A 17,175-nucleotide genomic window follows, 5' to 3' on the forward strand; every position below is an offset into this window, starting at 1 on the left:
GACCAGCGAATAGACCGGTGGGATATCGACTGCGACGGAAGGGACGGCGGCGGACGCGGCGGCCGGCGACATGACTGGCGACATGAGTAGTGCCGCCAGGTAGGGACTGAAACGCTGCATCGAACGGATCTCCAAGCATGTATGAACGTGTATTGAACACCATCATGTTATGGTATAACATAATTTAAAGCGCAAGGCGCAACCCTTTCTTTCATTCGTAGCGTCATCTCTTCGTGGCGCAACGACGTATGCATCCGGATACCCTATGAGTCTGCTATCGATAGCTGCACTGGATCTCGCCCTCGGCGGTCATCTCGTGTTGGAGAATGTTCACCTGACCCTCGAGCGGGGCGAAATCGTCACCATCGTGGGACCCAATGGCTCGGGTAAAACGACCTTGTTGAAAAGCATTATCGGCGCATTGGCGCCGCAACGAGGCTATATCGACAAGTCGCCGGGCATGGTCATTGGCTATGTGCCGCAACGTTTACACCTCGATGCGACCTTGCCGATGACGGTGTCTAGATTGATGCGACTGCCGCGCCGGCGACCAAGGCACGAGATCGAGACAGCGCTCGACCGTGCAGGCGTCACTCAGCAGGCCAGCAGCCAGATTAGCGACCTCTCGGGCGGCCAGTTTCAGCGCGTTCTGCTGGCGCGTGCGTTGCTTTCGTCTCCCGATTTATTGATTCTCGACGAGGCGACTCAGGGGCTCGATCAGCAGGGAATGGCTGACTTCTATCGCCAGATCGAGCGGGTACGCCATGAATTGGGATGCGCCGTCCTGATGGTCAGCCACGAACTGCATGTCGTGATGCGGGCCTCGGATCGCGTGGTGTGTCTAAACCGTTCCATCTGTTGTGCGGGTACGCCGGAACGGGTTGCCGCCTCACCTGAATATCGCGCCATGTTCGGCCTCGATGACGAAGATGCCTTGGCGCTATACCGCCACCACCATTCTCGTCCCTCTCTGGAGATGTCCCCGTGATATTCGATGACTTCCTGGTACGTGCGACCCTGGCCGGCGTGGGCGTTGCCTTGGCGGCCGCGCCGCTGGGGTGTCTGGTCGTGTGGCGGCGCATGGCCTTTTTCGGTGATGCGACCGCGCATGCCGCTATCCTGGGCGTGGCGCTCGCCCTGTTGCTGTCGACGTCGATCTTCGCTGGCGTGCTGGTGGTGTCGCTGCTCATGGCCACGATCGTATCGCTGCTGAGCGGCAAGGGGTATGCCATGGATACGCTCCTGGGCGTCATGGCGCATTCGTCGCTGGCATTGGGCCTGGTGGCGGTGTCCTTCGTTTCCGGCGTACGCATCGATCTGATGGCCTACCTGTTCGGCGATATCCTGGCCGTTGGCAAGGCCGACCTTGCCGTCATCTGGGGAGGCGCGGCCCTGGTCATGGCATTGATGGGATGGCGCTGGTCGCGCCTGCTGACCGCGACGCTCAATGCGGATCTGGCCCATGCCAGTGGCATCGACCCGCAACGCGAACAGCTCATTCTCACCTTGTCGCTGGCCATCGTGGTGGCCGTTGCCTTGAAGGTCGTCGGCGTATTGCTGATCGCTGCCTTGTTGATCATTCCCGCTGCGACGGCACGCACGTTCAGCCGCACGCCGGAGGCCATGGTGGTGGCCGCGGCCCTGGTCGGCATGACGGCCGCCGTCGGCGGGCTGCAGACGGCTTACTGGTTCGATACGCCGACGGGCCCCACCATCGTCAGTCTCGCGGCAGCCTTGTTTGCGCTGGCGGGCGTGATCGCGAATGCCCGACGCTTGCTATGGCGTGTCATGGCCTCCCGCGCCGGGCGCAGAGACGCTTCAGGTCGAGCCTGACATATCAGGTTGGGCCGGAGACTACGAGCCCTTCTGTTGGACGGGCTCGGAGCATAGGGGCTGCCACGCACCGCATCAGGGGTACGCGGGTGTCCAGTTCCATTCTGCATGCGCCACTGCATCATGAGCATGCAGGCTTTCGGCGTGCACGATGCGTACCTGGAAACCCTGTACCTCGTCGCGCGCTTGCAGGGCATGCCGTACACGGCGCGCCGCATCCTCGCAGAACATCAAGTTCTGACCATTGGCCAGGGCGAATGCTTGCTCATCGACACGTTTGACGGCCGTCTGCAAGGCCGTGCCCAGCGCGTCCTCGACCGTGTCGATCAGCGCCGTCACGGGCAGAGCCTCTAGATCGCCGGCCAGGCGCAGTGAGAGATGCGCCTGGCTGCGCTGGCTATGCGGCGTCGCCAGGATACCCTGCTCGCTGCCCAGCCACGCCCTGACGGCGTCGTGGCTGATCGGCATGTCGGTGAAGTCCTCGTCGAACGCTTGCTGGATCGATTGGCGTGCGAGGGCCGCCGAGCAGGGGCAGGTCGAGGAATAGCCGATCGTGATCTCGAGCGTCGCCTGCATGCCCCGTGCATCTTGGCGGCAGCGCAACGCACAGGGATATGCCTTCCAGCCCGCGCGTGGGCTGATCAATGCAGGGCGCTTGATCAGGACGTCACCGCTCAGATCGAGAAAGGCGGTATTGGACAAGTCGTCATGGCTATCCAGAAAACGCTGCAATACCGCGCCCAGGCGTGACAGCGTCACTTCCTCGTGTTCCAGGGCCTCTAGCGCCATATAGAGACGCGACATATGAATGCCTCGCGCCGAGGTGGCGTCCAGGGAAACACCGGCCGAGGCTCGACCGTTGACGGCACTGTTCGCCAGGCGAAACGGTAGCGCGATGTCCTCCATCCCGACCCAGGCAAGGGGGCCTTCCAAGTCGGACGCACCGTTGGCCACGTCGTGCAATGTATGTGGGTTCATGGGCTCTTGCATGCGTTTATCAGTCCCAGGCTGGAAAGGGGTCGGGCAGTGTCTGCCAGTGCGTATTGCCGGCGAGCATTTCCTCTTCGCTCAACAAGCAGGCGTCGAGCGCCTGGCGCATTTGTGCCTGATTCAGGCGTTGGCCGATGAAGACCAATTCCTGGCGCATGTCGCCGAACGGTTCCTGCCATTTTTCCATGATCGCCTGTCGATATTCGGGGTCGTCGGGCCAATGCGATTCGGGTACGGCTTTCCAGAACATCCCAGCGAAACCGTAATGGGCGATGCCACCGGCCTGGCTCCATTGCCCGACGTGTTGCGGCCGCGTAGCCAGCCAGAAAAAGCCCTTGGAACGCAGTAGCGTGGCGTCGAAGCCCTCGCCATGAATCAGCGCGTAGAATTTCTGCGGATGAAAAGGGCGTCGGGCATGATAGGTGAAGCTCGAGATACCGTATTCCTCGGTTTCCGGCACGTGTTCACCGCGCATTTCCTTCAGCCATCCCGGGGCCTGTTGGGCGCGCTCGAAACTGAAGCGCCCGGTATCCAGGACCTTGTCCAGCGTTACCTGGCCATGCGTCATGGGAATCAGCTCAGCCTCGGGGTTGAGTGAGCGCAGCACCGCCGTCAGCTCATTTAACTGCTGGGTTTCGAGCAGATCCGTCTTGCTGATCAGCAAGACATCGCAGAACTCGACCTGATCGACCAGCAGGTCGGCGACATTGCGTTCGTCGTCCTCGCCGAGGCTTTCCCCGGCTTCGGCCAACGACTGGGCCTCGTGATACTGGGAAAGGAAATTGACGCCGTCCACCACGGTGACCAGCGTATCCAGGCGGGCGACCTGCGAGAGGCTTTGCCCGCCTTCGTCCGTGAAGGTGAAGGTTTCAGCCACCGGCAGTGGTTCGGAGATGCCCGTGGACTCGATCACCAGATGATCGAAGCGCCCCTCAGCGGCCAGGCGCCGCACCTCGACCAGTAGATCTTCGCGCAGGGTGCAGCAGATACAGCCATTGCTCATCTCAACCAGGCGCTCATCGGCCCGGTTGAGCGTCACCGCGCCTTGATCCTCATGTGGCTCGGTGGGCGCCCCCCGGACCAGCGCGGCATCAATGTTGACCTCGCTCATGTCGTTGACGATCACCGCCACGCGGCGTCCTTCACGGTTGGCGAGAATATGGTTGAGCAGCGTGGTCTTGCCGGCACCTAGAAAGCCGGATAAGACGGTAACCGGGAGTGTTGTCTGCGATGACGGCACTCTGTTTCTCCTCTTGTCTGTTGATGATGCGTTTCCCGCGATGCCTCGGTCTTCGTGGCGGCATGTTTAATTATGTTATATCATAACATATATGCAACCCAGATATTCCAGCGTTGAGTTTTTTGCCGCATGATACTCGCCTAGGGATTTGGCTTATCGACGTGAGGCAGGAAGCGCAATGAAAGGATGGGTGCTGGGCGGGACACTGGTGCTGTTGAATGGGGCGAACGCGGCCCTGGCGCAGGGCGAAGCGCCGGAAAAGCAAGTCCGCGAGGTGCTCGATCCTATCGTCGACTCCTTGATGGAGGCGCAACATATCCCCGGTATGGCGGTCGCCCTCGTTGGCCCGCAGGGCACGACGATCGCCCATTACGGTGTCGCCGACCGCGAGACAAGCTCAGCGCTCGACAACGACACCTTGTTCGAGATCGGTTCGCTCAGCAAGACCTTGACCGCGACCCTGGCCTCGTTGGCCGCCGTCGAGGGCAAGCTCGATCTCGACGCCCCGGTGAGTCGCTATCTGCCCGAACTCGAGGGCAGCGCCTTCGATGAAATCAGCGGCCTTGATCTCGGTACCCACACCGGCGGCGGACTGCCGCTGTTCGTGCCGGATGAAGTCACCGATAACGCATCGCTGATGGCCTGGTATCGAGACTGGCAGCCAAACGAGCCCATCGGCGAGAGCCGCACCTACTCCAATCTCGGCATCGGGCTACTCGGCGTGGAAACGGCGGCGAGTCTGGATAGTGAGTTCGTGTCGGCGATGCGTTCGCATGTGCTAGAGCCGCTGGGATTGCAGCACACTTGGTACGACGTTCCCGACGATCATATGGCTGATTACGCTATGGGCGAGAACAAGGACGGCCAGCCGAGTCGCGTGGCCCCCGGCGTGCTCGACGATGAAGCCTATGGCATCAAGACCACGGTCGGCGATCTAGCCAAGCTGGTACGAGCCAACCTGCATCTCGCGGATATCGACGCTGAGCTTCAGCAGGCCATCGACGCCACCCGCCAGGGTTATTACCGAGTCGGCGACATGACGCAGGATCTGATTTGGGAGCAGTACCCACTCCCCGTCGCGCTCGACACGCTGCTTGCCGGCAACGGCTATGACATGATCCTCGAGCCCAACGCAGCCGAGGCCATCGCGCCGCCACAAGCGCCACGCGACGATGTCTGGATCAACAAGACCGGCTCCACCAACGGCTTCGGCGGCTATGTCGTGATGCTGCCAGGCGAACAGACGGGGTTGGTGATGCTGGCCAACAAGAATTACCCCAATGGCGCTCGCGTCGAGGCGGCTTATCGCATTCTCTCCGGCCTTGGCGTGATCGACGCACCGTAGTGGGTGGATTCGCCATAGTGGCTCGGTGTGCACCTTAGCTCGGCATCAACAGGCTCCACCACGCCACGCCCAGCAGCAGAAGGGCTAGCCCCCGGTTGAACCATCGCCACTGCCGTGTCGTACGGAACAGCCGGCCAACGCCGCTGCCCATCAGCGCCCAACTCGCCAGGCAGGGTACGGCAACGCCGCCGAAGATGAGCGCCAGCACGGCAACGTGCGCCATGCTGGAAGCGCCATCGGTGAACACACTGACCACCGAGAGCGCCATCATCCAGGTCTTGGGGTTGACCAGTTGCAAGCCGGCGGCCTGCAAGGCGCCAAAGTGCGGTGCCCGGTAGGAGGTGTCGTTTTCCAGCGTCGGCGGCTGGCTGCAATAGAGTTTCCAGGCCAGCCAGCTCAACCAGGCCACACCGACTAACGCCATGATTTGGCGAACGAGGGGATAGGCCAGCAGCGTATTCGCCAGGCCACCGCCGACGACCAGCACGATCATGGCCGCCGCCAAGCTGGCACCGAATACCGCTGGTAGTGCGCGCTTCCAGCCCTGGCGTGAGCCTTGCGTCAGGATCAGCAAGTTGGTCGGCCCCGGCGTGATCGAGGCCACGAAGGCGAAAAGTGTGAAGGGCAACCAGGACGACATGGGTAACTCCGTAAATAGTAGGGATTGCGCTACTATGCCGTCGGTGAGCATTCGCGTCTGGAAGGTTTGAGCAGCGACGCGATTCAGGCTCGCTGAGAAGCGCGACGGTGGGCTCAGTTCGGTGGCTGGCAACGGCGCCGGTAGTCGGCCGGCGTCAAACCGTAGGCGCGTCGAAACCAGCGGCCCAGATGACTCTGATCGGCGAAGCCCAGTTGGCTGGCCACTATGGCAGGCGATTCACCGGTGGCAAGGCGCTGGCGAGCGAGGCTCAAGCGTAGTTGCACCAGATAGGCATGGGGCGCCAGGCCGAAGGCGGCTTTGAAGGCGCGGGTCAAGCGAAAGCGGTCGACACCGCAATGCTCGGCGAGCGTCTGCAGGCCGATATCGTCCCCACTGTGGGCGTGTAGATATGCCTGGGCATGTCGCGCGACGCGGGGCAGACGCGGATCGTTGTCCCAGCGTCGCTGACGCCAGCCCAGATGCGGGACCATGCCTTGCAGTAGCGTATCGAGTGCGGCATCGCGCTGGAGCCGTGTGCTCGGTGCGCGCAGTGTAGTGAAGGCGTTGGCGACGGCAGCGATCAAGGGCGAGTCGTCGACCAGTGTCGAGGCGAACCCTGGCTCCCCCGAGACGACGCCCGGCGTCCCGAAATGGCGAAGCTCGCGTTGCAACCAGTCTGCGTCAAGATAGAGCATGGAGTATGTGAAGCCGCCACGCGCCGGCGCGTGGCCGTCGTGAATCTCGCCTGGTTCGACGAAGAAGAGACGTCCCGGCGTACTATCGTGTCGCCAGCGCCGACAGTGAAACTGCTGCACACCTTGCTCGGTGAAACCAACCAGATAACTGTCGTGCCAGTGCGGGTCGTAGGCATGGCCCTCGAAATGCGCGCGGATTGTCTCGATACCCGTATCGCCATCCTTTTGCAGGTCGATCCAGTTCGTCGATGTCATCCCAGCCTCCCGCTAAATCATCATGCTGAGCTGGTTCTAGCATGCCAGTGTGAGCGACGATTGTCTGGAACGTTTGTGCAACCTGGGCGTATCAGTCCGGCGCCGGCGTTTCGAAGGTATCGCGCCGGCGCACCGTCAGCGTGGTGCCGATCGAGGCGACGATGATCAGGCCGATGGCCAGCCATTGCAGGCCACTCAGGAGCTGGCTCAGGAACAGCAGGCCGGAGAGCGCACCGATCGCCGGTTCCAGGCTCATCAGAGTACCGAAGGTCTGGGTCGGCAGGCGCGGCAACGCCACCATTTCGAGCGTGTAGGGCAGGGCGGTGGAAAGCACGGCGACGGCGAGTGCCAGCGGGAGGACGTCCGGCGCGAAAATCGCCGGGCCGACGTCGATCAGCCCGACAGGGGCGATCACCACCGCGGCGATGGTGATGCCCAGCGTGGCGCTCTGGGCGCCGTTGACCGAGCCCGCCTTTTGCCCGAACAGGATATACAGTGCCCAGCAGACGCCTGCGCCCAGCGCGCAAGCCGCGCCGTAGGGATCGACCGGGCCGTTGCTGTCATCGCCCAGCAGTAGAAGGAACGCCAGGCCGAGCACGGCGAATGCCACCCATAGCAGGTCCAGCCAGCGTCGCGAGGAGAGTATCGCCACGGCGAGCGGCCCAGTGAACTCCAGCGCCACTGCGATCCCCAGCGGCACGGTCTGCAGCGCCTGGTAAAAAAGCAGGTTCATGACGCCCAGTGCTACGCCGTAGATCACGGTCGACTTCCAGGCGCGGCGGCTGAATCGCTGGCGCCAGGGGCGCATGACGATCAGCAGTATCAGCGCGGCGAGAATCAGGCGAATCGAGGTCGTGCCAGTGGCGCCGATGACCGGAAACAGGGTCTTGGCGATGGAGGCGCCGGTCTGGATCGAGCACATCGCCACGATCAGTATGGCCACCGGCCAGATCTTGGCGAGCAATTCACGCGCGACGGCTGACATGACACCTCCCTTGTGTGTGCGGCATGGTTCCTTCCCGACGTTGTCAGTGACAACATGACCGAGCGCTGGCAGGCGAGAGAGTCGCGGTAAATACCATGCAGCCAGCAGCAACTCGAGTAGCGTCGTCGCGACGCCATCAGGTACACGAATATCTAAAATAAGCCGCTCAGATTACGCTTTCTCGACGCGTACATCCAATGCCCTGTCATCGAATGCCAGTCGGTCGGCAATCGCCGCCATGTCCGCCAGCGGGTTGGCGTATTGCCAGGCGATGTCGGGGTGTGCCGTCACACTGAAGTAGATGGCGTCGCCCTTGAAGGGGCAGTGCGTCACGTTGGCGGAGTGGACGAGATGCGCCATGTGCACGTCGCTTTCGGGCAGGTACTGGCGCGGGGGATAACCGCGTTCGCGTAGTTCGACGGCGCGGGTACTGTCGGCGATCAATGTGTCGCCGTCCCACACCCGCACACGTCGAGCGTGCGGGTGCAGGCTGATGCGGTCTTGAGTAGTGTCTGCGGACATGGGGCCTCCCGAGCTATTGAGTGTCTGTTGACAAGGAGGATCCAGCGAGTGCGCGTGTCACGGCGGCCGCGGCATGCAGTGCCGTGGTGTCGTAGAGCGGCACATGGGTGTCGGTCGCCTTGATCAGCATGGCGATCTCGGTGCAGCCGAGGATCACTGCCTGCGCCTCTCCGGCCGCGTCCCAGCGCCCTTCGCGCTGCAGAGTCTCGATCTCGGCGAAGTCCACGCTCACCATCGCCACCTTCGCTGAGTGCAAGCCCCCTAGAGCTTGCTTCACGCCCTCATTCAGCGCGCGATAGTAGCTTTCGGTGGACTCCCAGCTCATACCGCCGAGTAAACCGATGGTGCGCATGATGAACTCTCCTTGGGTGAAAAATCGGAATAAAGCGCCGCGACGCGCGGTCGACCCACGAGGCGGATTGTCGCACCCTGCCTCGCGTCATAGCGCCGCAGGCCGCCTCTGGCCCGAGGTACAGGCGCATGGCATCGCGCGCCCTTTGGACCCGCGCGCTCGTCCGGCTGTGTTGGGGCGAGAGCCGCGATAGTATGGCACGCCTCTGAACAACCCACCGGTCGCGACCATGTTCTTTTTCTTGCGTACATCCACGCGTCGTTTCACCGCCTGGCTGAGCCTATTCGCCATGCTGCTGGTGGTATGCGGTCCGGTGGTCGGGCAGGCCAGCGCGTCTCTGCGGCATGACGCGATGCCCGCGCACATGACGATGCATGTCGAGGCTGGACAGGGTCCGCCATCGAGTGGCCACGTCGAGTCGGCCGGGCTCCATGATCAGTGCCCGTATTGCTCGCTATTCGGCCATTTTCCGGTTATCGAGGGTGTGTCCACCATCTCGATAGCGGCCAACGCTGCCGTCATTGCGCCACGTGTGCCGAGCGTGCTTGCTTCCCAGGCTGTGACGACCACCTTCCCCAACGCGCTGACCCGCGCGCCGCCGCCCGCACACCATCACGCATAAGCGGTCTCGACCCCGAGCCTAGCGCCTGCAAGCCGATGCTTGCTCAGGGTCGTCGACCAATGATGAATGCGGCTACCTGCTGGTAGTCAACGGCACGCTATATGGGGGCTTTATGTCTCGTCCTTCTTCTCGTTCTTCACGTGCCGCCGGCGACCTTTATCGGGCGGTCTGGCGTTGGCATTTCTACGCGGGTCTCATCGCGATTCCCTTTCTAATTTCGCTGGCGGTGACCGGTGGGCTCTACCTCTTCAAGGATGAGATCGGCCAGTGGCTCAATGCGGATATCGTGCGCGTCGAGGCGCAGTCGTCGCCGACGGTAGCGCCGCAGCAACAGCTCGATGCCGCCGTGGCGGCGTATCCCGGCGAGGCGTTCCGTTATGTGCCGCCGGCGGCACCGAATCTCGCCGCGGAGGTGGACATCGCCACGGGCGATAGCAGACAAGCGGTCTATGTCGATCCCTATACTGGCCAGATCACCGGCACGATTCCCTATCAGGGCAGCGTGATGTGGATCGTGCGGTCTATCCACAGCCTCTCTTACTTCGGCGAGACGGCGAGCATGGTCATCGAGATCGTCGGTGGCTGGTCGATTCTACTGGTGTTGACCGGTCTCTATCTGTGGTGGCCGCGCGGCCGGCGCGGGGGCGTGATGTCGGTACGCGCAACTCCGGCGAAGCGGGTCTTTTGGCGTGATCTGCACGCTGTCACTGGCGTCTTCGTGGGGGGCTTCATTCTCTTTCTCGCCGTGACCGGCATGCCCTGGACCACGGTGTGGGGTAGCAAGGTCAACGAACTCGCCAATGGCCACAATGTCGGTTATCCGGACGGGGTGCGCGTCAACGTGCCGGTCTCTGACGAACGGCTGGCGGAGCGGGAAACGACGCCCTGGTCGCTGGAACAGGCGCGCTTGCCGGAGTCGACACCCCAAGGCGAGAGCGCGCCGAACATCGGAATGAATGGCGCAGTGGCGGCATTCGACGATCTGGGACTGGCTCCCGGCTATGCCGTCAGCCTGCCAAGTAGCTCCAGCGGGGTCTATACCGGCTCGATCTACCCTGACGATCTCTCGCGACAGCGCGTTGTGCACCTGGATCAGTACAGCGGCGAGCCGCTTCTGGACATGAACTACGCCGACTACGGTCCGCTGGGCAAGTCGCTGGAGTGGGGCATCAACGTCCATATGGGGCAGCAGTACGGGGTCGCCAATCAGCTGATTTTAGCGCTGGCCTGCGCTGGGATCGTACTGCTGTGTGTTTCCTCGGGCGTGATGTGGTGGAAGCGTCGACCGAGCGGCAAGCTGGGGATTCCCCCCGAACCCAAGGACCCCCGCCGCTTGCGCGGCGTGCTGGCGTTGCTCGCCATCGGTGGCGTTATCTTCCCGCTGGTAGGCGCCTCGATGATCGTCATGGCGATGGTGGATGCGCTGGTGCGCCGCCGCGGCGCCAGGCGCGCCGCGACGACCGCTTAGCCAGGCAGTCGCCGATGACCGTTGCGCCCGCCCGTGTCACGCGAGGGCGGGCGCGATCGTCATTCATTTCATCTCGAAACCGCGCGAGACGAGGAAGTCACGCATGTGCGGGCGCACCTTGTGCTCGAACAGCGGCGTGAGGTTCTGCGACCAGGTAGTGTCTTTCTGAGCACTGCCACGCGCCTGGTAGTAGTCGCGCATGGTGGCGTCGAAGGTGGCGACGTGGGGCTGATCGTCGCGGTAGTAGTCTTCCTTGAGGATGGCGTCGACCGGCAGGCGGGGTTTGACCTCCGGGGACTGATCCGGATAACCCAGGCACAGGCCGAAAACCGGGTAGACGTGCTCGGGCAGGTGCAGCAGGTCGCTCACGGCTTGCGGATTGTTGCGAAGACCGCCGATGTAGCAAATACCCAGGCCTTCGGATTCGGCGGCGACCACGACGTTCTGCGCCATGAGCGCGGCGTCTACGCTGGCGACTAGCATTTGCTCGGTCATACCGCGGGTAGCGTCGGCACCGGCGCGTTCGGCGGCGTCGGCGGGGCGCTTCATATCGGCGCAGAAGACCAGGAAGTCGGAACAGGTGGCGATGTAGTCCTGTCCGCCAGCCAAGCCGGCGATGGTCTCGCGATTGGCCGGATCCTTCACGTGAATGACGCTGTAGGCCTGCACATGGCTCGAGGTCGCGGCGCTCTGGCCGGCCTGAAGGAGATCCCGCAGAAGGTCATCGGGAATCTTGCGGTCGGTGAAGCGGCGGATCGAGCGGTGTTGATTGAGCAATTCGATGACGGGATTCATGCAACCTCGCGTGGATGATTTTATTAGCTTACTAATAAGTATACCGCATATACCGGCTGTCTCTCACTAGGTGGCGCGTCAGTGCGCCATATCTCTCGCCAGGGCGGGGTATTATCCTGAAGGTAGTATGTTCTCTCACCGACCAGGGATCGACGCGATGAAGGCTGCGACCGCTCGTCCGACCACGTTGTCTGCCGCCTGGAGCCTGTGGACGCTCTTGCTCGGCGTAGGGCTTTTGATGATGGGCAATGGCCTGCAGGGCTCGCTGCTCGGGGTACGGGCGTCGGCAGCGGATTTCGGCAACACGGTCACGGGACTGGTGATGTCGTCCTACTTCGTGGGCTTTCTAGTGGGCTCGGTGCTGACGCCACGCAAGCTGCGCGAAGTCGGCCATGTGCGTGTCTTCGCGGCGCTGGCGTCGATCACCTCGGTGGCGATCCTGATTCACGCCTTGTTCGTCGAGCCATTGGTGTGGGCGGCCATGCGCTTCGTCACCGGTTTTACGTACGCGGGGCTCTACGTCGTCGCTGAAAGCTGGCTGAACGGTTATGCCTCCAACCGGCTTCGGGGACGCCTGCTGGCGATCTACATGGTGATCAGCTATCTCGGCATGGGCGGTGGGCAATTGCTGCTGGGCAGTGCCGATCCTTCGGGCATGGCGTTGTTTCTGCTGGTGTCGATTCTGGTCTCGCTTGCCTTGGTACCGATCTTGATCAGCTACACGCCGCAGCCCGAACTCAGTCAGCCCGAGGCGATGAGCCTGCGCGCGCTGTATCGGCTCTCGCCACTGGGTACGGTGGGCTGCTTCATGACCGGCATCACCAATGGTGCCGTCTTCGGTATGGGCGCGGTGTTCGCCACCAACAGCGGCTTGAGTGTCGCCCAGGTCTCGGTCTTCATGAGCGCCTTCATCTTCGGCGGTGCGATCCTGCAGTGGCCGCTGGGCAAGCTATCCGACAAGGCCGACCGGCAGTGGGTGATCGTCGGCGTCGCCTTCGTCGCGGTGATGCTGGCGCTGGTTGGTGCACTCGCCAGCGGCTGGTCGTCCCTGGCGCTGACCCTGCTTGGGGCACTGCTGGGTGCGACGACGCTTACGCTCTACTCGATCTTTCTGGCCTGCGCCAACGACTTCTTGACCGATCAGCAGACCGTGGCGGCCAGTGCGAGTCTCGTCCTGGCGTTGGGGATCGGCGCGATTCTGGGGCCGGCCAGCGCCGGGGTGCTGATGGAATGGTTGGGGCCGGATGGCTTCCTGTGGGATCTGGCCATCATGCATGTCGTCATGGTGTTGTTCGGGCTCTATTGCATTCGTCATTACCCGACCAGCGAATCGCCCGAACAGGGCCACTACGTGATGGTCGCCTCGGACACCACGCCGCTGGGCACGGCCTGGACGGAGGAAGCCGCGCAGGAAGAAGGGCAACTGGAACTGGCGCTGGAAATGGAGGCGGAACCGGAAGCCGAGACCGAGGATGAAACGTTGGCGGGGCGATGAGTGCGTTGCCCCGCTGACGAGATAAGCCCACGACTGGGGGGCGGAGTCAAATACTGACCAGCGATTCCCACCAGCGCGCGAGGCTGTGTTGCCAATCCGACGCTTTCCGGTGTTCGTCACGCGTGTCGTTGAGATAGACCGTGGCGGTGAGGCCGGCCGAAAGCTGGACGTCGTCGGGGACGTCGTCGAGGGCGATGCGCACGGGGATGCGCTGCGAGAGCCGGACCCAGTCGAAGGAGGTGCTGACGTTCGCCAGTCCGCTGCCCTGGCTGTCGAGGCTCTTGTCGGAGATGCCGCGTGCGATGCTGTCGACGTGTCCCCACAGCGGCGTGTCGCTGGCCAGGAGCTGGATGCGCACCGGAGCGCCGATGTCGATGGCGTCGAGCTTGGTTTCCTCGAAGTAGCCGAGCACGTGGAAACTGTCGGCGTCGACCAGGGTGATGGCGTCCTCGCCGGCCGAGACGTATTCGCCGGGGCGCAGCAGCAGGTTGGTGACATAGCCGTCGACCGGGGCGCGCACTGTGGCGCGTTCGAGATCAAGTTTGGCCTGTTTGACCGCGACTTCGGCCTGCTCGACCTGGGCCTGGGCGCTTGAATAGGCGAAGCGCGCATCGTCGCGGTCCTCCTGCGAGGCGTAGTCGCCGAGTTTTTGACGACGGGCATTGGCGGCCTTGGCTTCCGCGCGCTGCTGCTTGAGATTGTTGAGGTTGGCCTTTGCCTCGGCCAGCGCCAGTGCGTAGCGCTTCTTGTCGATAGTGAACAGCACGTCGCCAGCCTGCACGGTATCGTTGTCCTCGACCCGGAGGTTCTCGACCAGGCCCGAGACGTCGGTGCCGAGGTTGATGACATCGGCCCGGACACGGCCGTCGCGGGTCCAGGGGTCGTGCATGTAGTGGTTCCAGATCTGCGCGATGGCAACCACGGCGATGGCCAGTATCACCAGCGTCAGCAGCGGGCGCAGGAACTTGCGCGCACGCGGGGAGAGTGTCATGGCGTCATCCTTCTTGTGAGTGGGCGATCGGCAAGGCACCGGTCAGGGCGAGTACCGACCACAGCAATAGGGCGTAGAGGGCGATGTCCACGAGTACCGGTTGCCAGAACCAGTGATAGACGCCGAGGCGCATGAACACTCGCCTCAACAACAGATAAAGGCTTAGCGAGACGAGCACGGGGACGGCCAGCGGCGGCACTAGAAAACCGAGAAAGGCCCATTCAGCGAACATGCGGCGTCTCCTGTCGAGGCGGTGTTGCTTGCCGATCAAGCGATGCGGCCTGGGCATCGTTATCGGCGCGGTTCTCCAGCGTCACTCCGGGCGCCTCGCGCATGAGGTGCCCCAGCATGGCGATTTCCCCCGCCGTGGCGACGGAGAGCCGGGGCTCGTGATAAAAGCGATCGACCCATTCGCGGGCCTGATCGGAAAGCTGGCGCCAGACCTCGGGCGAATGATGGCGATGCGCGATCAAGCGTTGGCCGATATCATCCAACCAGGCCTCGAGTTCCTGGCGATGCGGGGCCAGCTCCTCGCGTAGCCGCCGAATACGCCATACGCACAACGCCAGGGCGTGCAGATCGAGCGCCTCGCGCAGCGTGTCATCCGTGCCGCCCAAGGCGACGATGCGCCCTAAACGGTCGTAAAGGCGACTCTCCAGACGCGCCCGGTTGGGCAAGGTCGGCTCGCGCATTAGGCGCGCCACGCCTTGCCAATAGGCACTGAGCAGCGTACGGATGCGCTCGGCGGGAGAGCGTTGCTGCATCAGCGAATAGGTAGTCATGGCGACGATCGTGCCGAGGACCGATGCCAGGCCGCCGTTGATGTAACGGGTCGGTGAGAAGTTGTAGGTTGATTGCAGGTTAAGCAGCGTCATCAGGGTGATGGCGCCGGCCAGACCGATCAGCGACCACCGAGGATGCGGTGTCATCAGCGTGCCGACCATGACCGGAATACCGATGGCAATGGCCAGCAGTGGAAAGCCGTTGATGACTGGCAGCACCAGGAAGAGCAGGACACCGCCGAGAAGCACGGCGGCGATACTCCCCCACATGAACTGGTAGACCACTGCGGCGGGATTGGGCGCCTTGGCGAACAGCATGGTGAACACGCCCAGCAGCATCATCGCCAGGTAGCCGGAATGCCAGCCGCTGTGCACCCAGAATAGACCCAGTAACTCGAAGGCGATGAACACGCGCAGGGCGTTGAAGCGGGCCACGAAGTGCTCGTTGTGCGTGGTGCGGGTGCGCTTTTCGCGCGGTAAGGTCTGAATCTTGGCCGCCGCCGGGTCGTTCAGTGCATGACGCAGGCGTCGACCATGCTGCAGCAGGCCGAGCACTTCTCCAAGGCGTTGACGTACCAGTTCGGCGCGCACGCGGCTGCGGGGGCTCACCTGGTCGACGTCCCACTCGAAGTCCGGCAGCGTCAGCTTTTCCAGCGGCTCGCCGGCCGGTTGTTCGGCGATCGCGGTGAGCAGCGGTGCGGAATGCGCGTTCAATTGCGCCAGCCAGCGATCCCCGTCTTCGCTGGCGCGCAGGTAGTCGATGGCGGTTTCCAGCTCGCGGATGGCGGTGATCAGCGCCAGGCTATCACTGGCGAAGCGGTCCAGCGCGGGGATGAAATGGCTCAGGCGCCGCGTTTCCAACCGCGTGAGGCCGCGCAGTTTTTCGAACTGCTGATAATAGCCAAGCAACGTCTTGAGGCGTGCGTCCTGGGTATCGCGGGGACGCGGTGTGTCCAGAGCCGCGTGGGTTTCTTCGGCAGCGCTTTGCAGAAATTGGGAAAGCGCCTCGGGTAATGCCCGGCTCCCGAAGCGCGGGGCGATGAGCAGGTGCATCAAGACACCGCAGCCGATGCCCAGTGCGGTTTCCGAGAAGCGCCCCAGCGCGACGGTCCAGATACCATCGACCCCCGTGCCGATAGCGGTCAGCGAGACCAGCGTGGCGGTATAGCCGCTGAGCATCATCACGTAGCCCAGGTATTCGTCCTGTTCGAGCATCACCCAATACATGCAGAACGCAAGCCACGCGCCCGCGAACAGCAGATACAGCATGGGCTGCTGGCCAAATAGCGCAATCAGTACCAGCCCGGCGATGGCGCCGAATAACGTGCCGAAGAAGCGTGCCACGCCGCGCCCGAGGATGATGCCGATGGGCGGCGTACCGCCGGTGAACATGACTGGCTGAAGGGTGACGATCATCACCGCGAGGATGGCCCAAGCGGGCTGGTATAAGTCGAGGCGCAACGCCAGGAAAAGAGCCAGCCAGACGGCCAGCACGGTGCGTAACGCCAATAGCCAATGATCGGTGGAAATGCGCAGCATAACGTCATCCGGCCCCGACCGAATGGCCGGCGCATCAGGGAAAAGCGAGATAAATATTAGTCTGCGAATTATCTCAGTTCGTGCGACGTATGTCTAACTTCACCGCCACTCTCCCATGCTGAGCGGCGAGGGCCCTGGAATTTGGCGGTGTCGCCCTCACGTTGGAGGGATACCTTGCAGTGATATGTGCAGTGACAGAAAAGGAGAGCGCACGATGAGTTTTCAGGGCGAGCAACATCCCGGTGTCGAAACGCCACCGACCGAAACGCAGGGCTTTCGTTTCAACCACACCATGCTGCGAGTGAAGGACCCCGAGCGTTCGCTGGCCTTCTATTCGCGGGTCTTCGGGATGCGTGTGCTGCGCAAGCTCGATTTTCCGGAGATGCAATTCACACTCTACTTCCTCGCCAACCTCGGTGATGACGACGCCGTGCCGGAGGATCCGGCCGAGCGCAACGCTTATACCTTCGCGCAGAAGGGCATTCTCGAACTGACCCACAACTGGGGCACCGAAGATCAGGAAGGCTTTGCCTATCATGACGGCAACGCCGAGCCACAGGGCTTCGGGCATATCTGCTTCTCGGTGCCGGACCTACATGCCGCCGTGGCTTGGTTCGACGCCAACC

At 62.8% G+C, this 17,175-nt stretch carries 18 protein-coding genes; 7 read left to right on the forward strand and 11 right to left on the reverse strand.

Annotated elements, in window-relative coordinates; genetic code table 11:
• The first annotated feature begins 265 nt into the window (after positions 1–265).
• Both OP495_RS14150 and OP495_RS14155 read left to right on the forward strand, forming a co-directional pair.
• On the forward strand, positions 266–988 hold the full coding sequence (locus tag OP495_RS14150; protein ID WP_280570167.1) for a metal ABC transporter ATP-binding protein: 723 nt from the start codon (positions 266–268) through the stop codon (positions 986–988).
• Positions 985–1,833 carry a metal ABC transporter permease gene (locus OP495_RS14155; RefSeq protein WP_280570169.1) on the forward strand — a complete coding sequence of 283 codons (849 nt, stop codon included), beginning with the start codon at positions 985–987 and terminating at the stop codon, positions 1,831–1,833. The genes OP495_RS14150 and OP495_RS14155 overlap by 4 nt, the downstream gene beginning before the upstream one ends.
• A 75-nt stretch (positions 1,834–1,908) precedes the next feature.
• Here OP495_RS14155 and folE2 read toward each other — a convergent pair whose 3' ends face one another.
• Both folE2 and zigA read right to left on the reverse strand, forming a co-directional pair.
• A complete protein-coding gene (folE2, locus tag OP495_RS14160; RefSeq protein ID WP_280570172.1) occupies positions 1,909–2,811 on the reverse strand; it encodes a GTP cyclohydrolase FolE2 in 903 nt (300 codons plus the stop codon).
• A gap of 19 nt (positions 2,812–2,830) precedes the next feature.
• On the reverse strand, positions 2,831–4,063 hold the full coding sequence (zigA, locus tag OP495_RS14165; RefSeq protein ID WP_280570175.1) for a zinc metallochaperone GTPase ZigA: 1,233 nt from the start codon (positions 4,061–4,063) through the stop codon (positions 2,831–2,833).
• Between the two features lie 178 nt (positions 4,064–4,241).
• Between zigA and ampC the strand changes: the two genes are divergently transcribed.
• On the forward strand, positions 4,242–5,408 hold the full coding sequence (gene ampC, locus OP495_RS14170) for a class C beta-lactamase (protein WP_280570177.1): 1,167 nt from the start codon (positions 4,242–4,244) through the stop codon (positions 5,406–5,408).
• 34 nt (positions 5,409–5,442) lie between these two features.
• On the opposite strand, the gene OP495_RS14175 is transcribed toward ampC, so the two are convergent.
• From OP495_RS14175 to OP495_RS14195, 5 genes are all read right to left on the reverse strand, one after another.
• On the reverse strand, positions 5,443–6,048 hold the full coding sequence (locus OP495_RS14175; RefSeq protein WP_280570179.1) for a LysE family translocator: 606 nt from the start codon (positions 6,046–6,048) through the stop codon (positions 5,443–5,445).
• A 113-nt stretch (positions 6,049–6,161) separates the two neighbouring features.
• A complete protein-coding gene (locus OP495_RS14180; protein ID WP_280570181.1) occupies positions 6,162–6,998 on the reverse strand; it encodes an AraC family transcriptional regulator in 837 nt (278 codons plus the stop codon).
• Between the two features lie 91 nt (positions 6,999–7,089).
• The gene (gene rhtA / locus OP495_RS14185; RefSeq protein ID WP_280564292.1) at positions 7,090–7,983 is read right to left on the reverse strand and encodes a threonine/homoserine exporter RhtA; all 894 of its coding nucleotides are present in this window, start codon (positions 7,981–7,983) and stop codon (positions 7,090–7,092) included.
• Positions 7,984–8,154: 171 nt separating this feature from the next.
• Positions 8,155–8,505 (reverse strand): DUF427 domain-containing protein, encoded by a 351-nt coding sequence (locus OP495_RS14190; protein ID WP_280570184.1) that lies wholly within the window; start codon positions 8,503–8,505, stop codon positions 8,155–8,157.
• A 13-nt stretch (positions 8,506–8,518) separates the two neighbouring features.
• Entirely contained in the window at positions 8,519–8,857 is a 339-nt protein-coding gene (locus OP495_RS14195) for a hypothetical protein (protein ID WP_280570186.1), read from the reverse strand.
• A gap of 229 nt (positions 8,858–9,086) precedes the next feature.
• On the opposite strand from OP495_RS14195, the gene OP495_RS14200 reads away from it, so the two are divergent.
• Together OP495_RS14200 and OP495_RS14205 are read left to right on the forward strand one after the other, a co-directional pair.
• Positions 9,087–9,479, forward strand: a complete 393-nt coding sequence (locus tag OP495_RS14200) for a DUF2946 domain-containing protein (RefSeq protein WP_280570189.1) — start codon at positions 9,087–9,089, stop codon at positions 9,477–9,479.
• A gap of 112 nt (positions 9,480–9,591) precedes the next feature.
• Positions 9,592–10,947 (forward strand): PepSY domain-containing protein, encoded by a 1,356-nt coding sequence (locus OP495_RS14205; RefSeq protein ID WP_280570191.1) that lies wholly within the window; start codon positions 9,592–9,594, stop codon positions 10,945–10,947.
• Between the two features lie 63 nt (positions 10,948–11,010).
• On the opposite strand, the gene nfsA is transcribed toward OP495_RS14205, so the two are convergent.
• On the reverse strand, positions 11,011–11,742 hold the full coding sequence (gene nfsA, locus OP495_RS14210) for an oxygen-insensitive NADPH nitroreductase (protein ID WP_280570194.1): 732 nt from the start codon (positions 11,740–11,742) through the stop codon (positions 11,011–11,013).
• Positions 11,743–11,899: 157 nt separating this feature from the next.
• Between nfsA and OP495_RS14215 the strand changes: the two genes are divergently transcribed.
• Complete coding sequence (locus OP495_RS14215) at positions 11,900–13,237, forward strand: MFS transporter (protein WP_280570196.1); 1,338 nt, start codon at positions 11,900–11,902, stop codon at positions 13,235–13,237.
• 46 nt (positions 13,238–13,283) lie between these two features.
• Here the strand turns inward: OP495_RS14215 and OP495_RS14220 are convergent, their stop codons facing one another.
• From OP495_RS14220 to OP495_RS14230, 3 genes are read right to left on the reverse strand one after another with little or no spacing between them, the layout of a single operon-like run.
• Positions 13,284–14,228 (reverse strand): efflux RND transporter periplasmic adaptor subunit, encoded by a 945-nt coding sequence (locus tag OP495_RS14220; RefSeq protein WP_280570198.1) that lies wholly within the window; start codon positions 14,226–14,228, stop codon positions 13,284–13,286.
• A 4-nt stretch (positions 14,229–14,232) separates the two neighbouring features.
• Positions 14,233–14,460: a DUF1656 domain-containing protein gene (locus OP495_RS14225; protein WP_280564305.1), complete on the reverse strand. Its 228-nt coding sequence runs from the start codon at positions 14,458–14,460 to the stop codon at positions 14,233–14,235.
• The gene (locus OP495_RS14230; protein ID WP_280570201.1) at positions 14,450–16,549 is read right to left on the reverse strand and encodes an FUSC family protein; all 2,100 of its coding nucleotides are present in this window, start codon (positions 16,547–16,549) and stop codon (positions 14,450–14,452) included. Before OP495_RS14230 ends, OP495_RS14225 begins: the two co-directional genes overlap by 11 nt.
• 214 nt (positions 16,550–16,763) lie before the next feature.
• On the opposite strand from OP495_RS14230, the gene gloA reads away from it, so the two are divergent.
• A partial coding sequence (gene gloA, locus OP495_RS14235; RefSeq protein ID WP_280570204.1) for a lactoylglutathione lyase occupies positions 16,764–17,175 on the forward strand: 412 nt, incomplete at its 3' end.

It is taken from the genome of Chromohalobacter sp. 296-RDG, from assembly GCF_029889885.1.
In the GTDB taxonomy this organism is placed as follows: Bacteria; Pseudomonadota; Gammaproteobacteria; order Pseudomonadales; family Halomonadaceae; genus Chromohalobacter.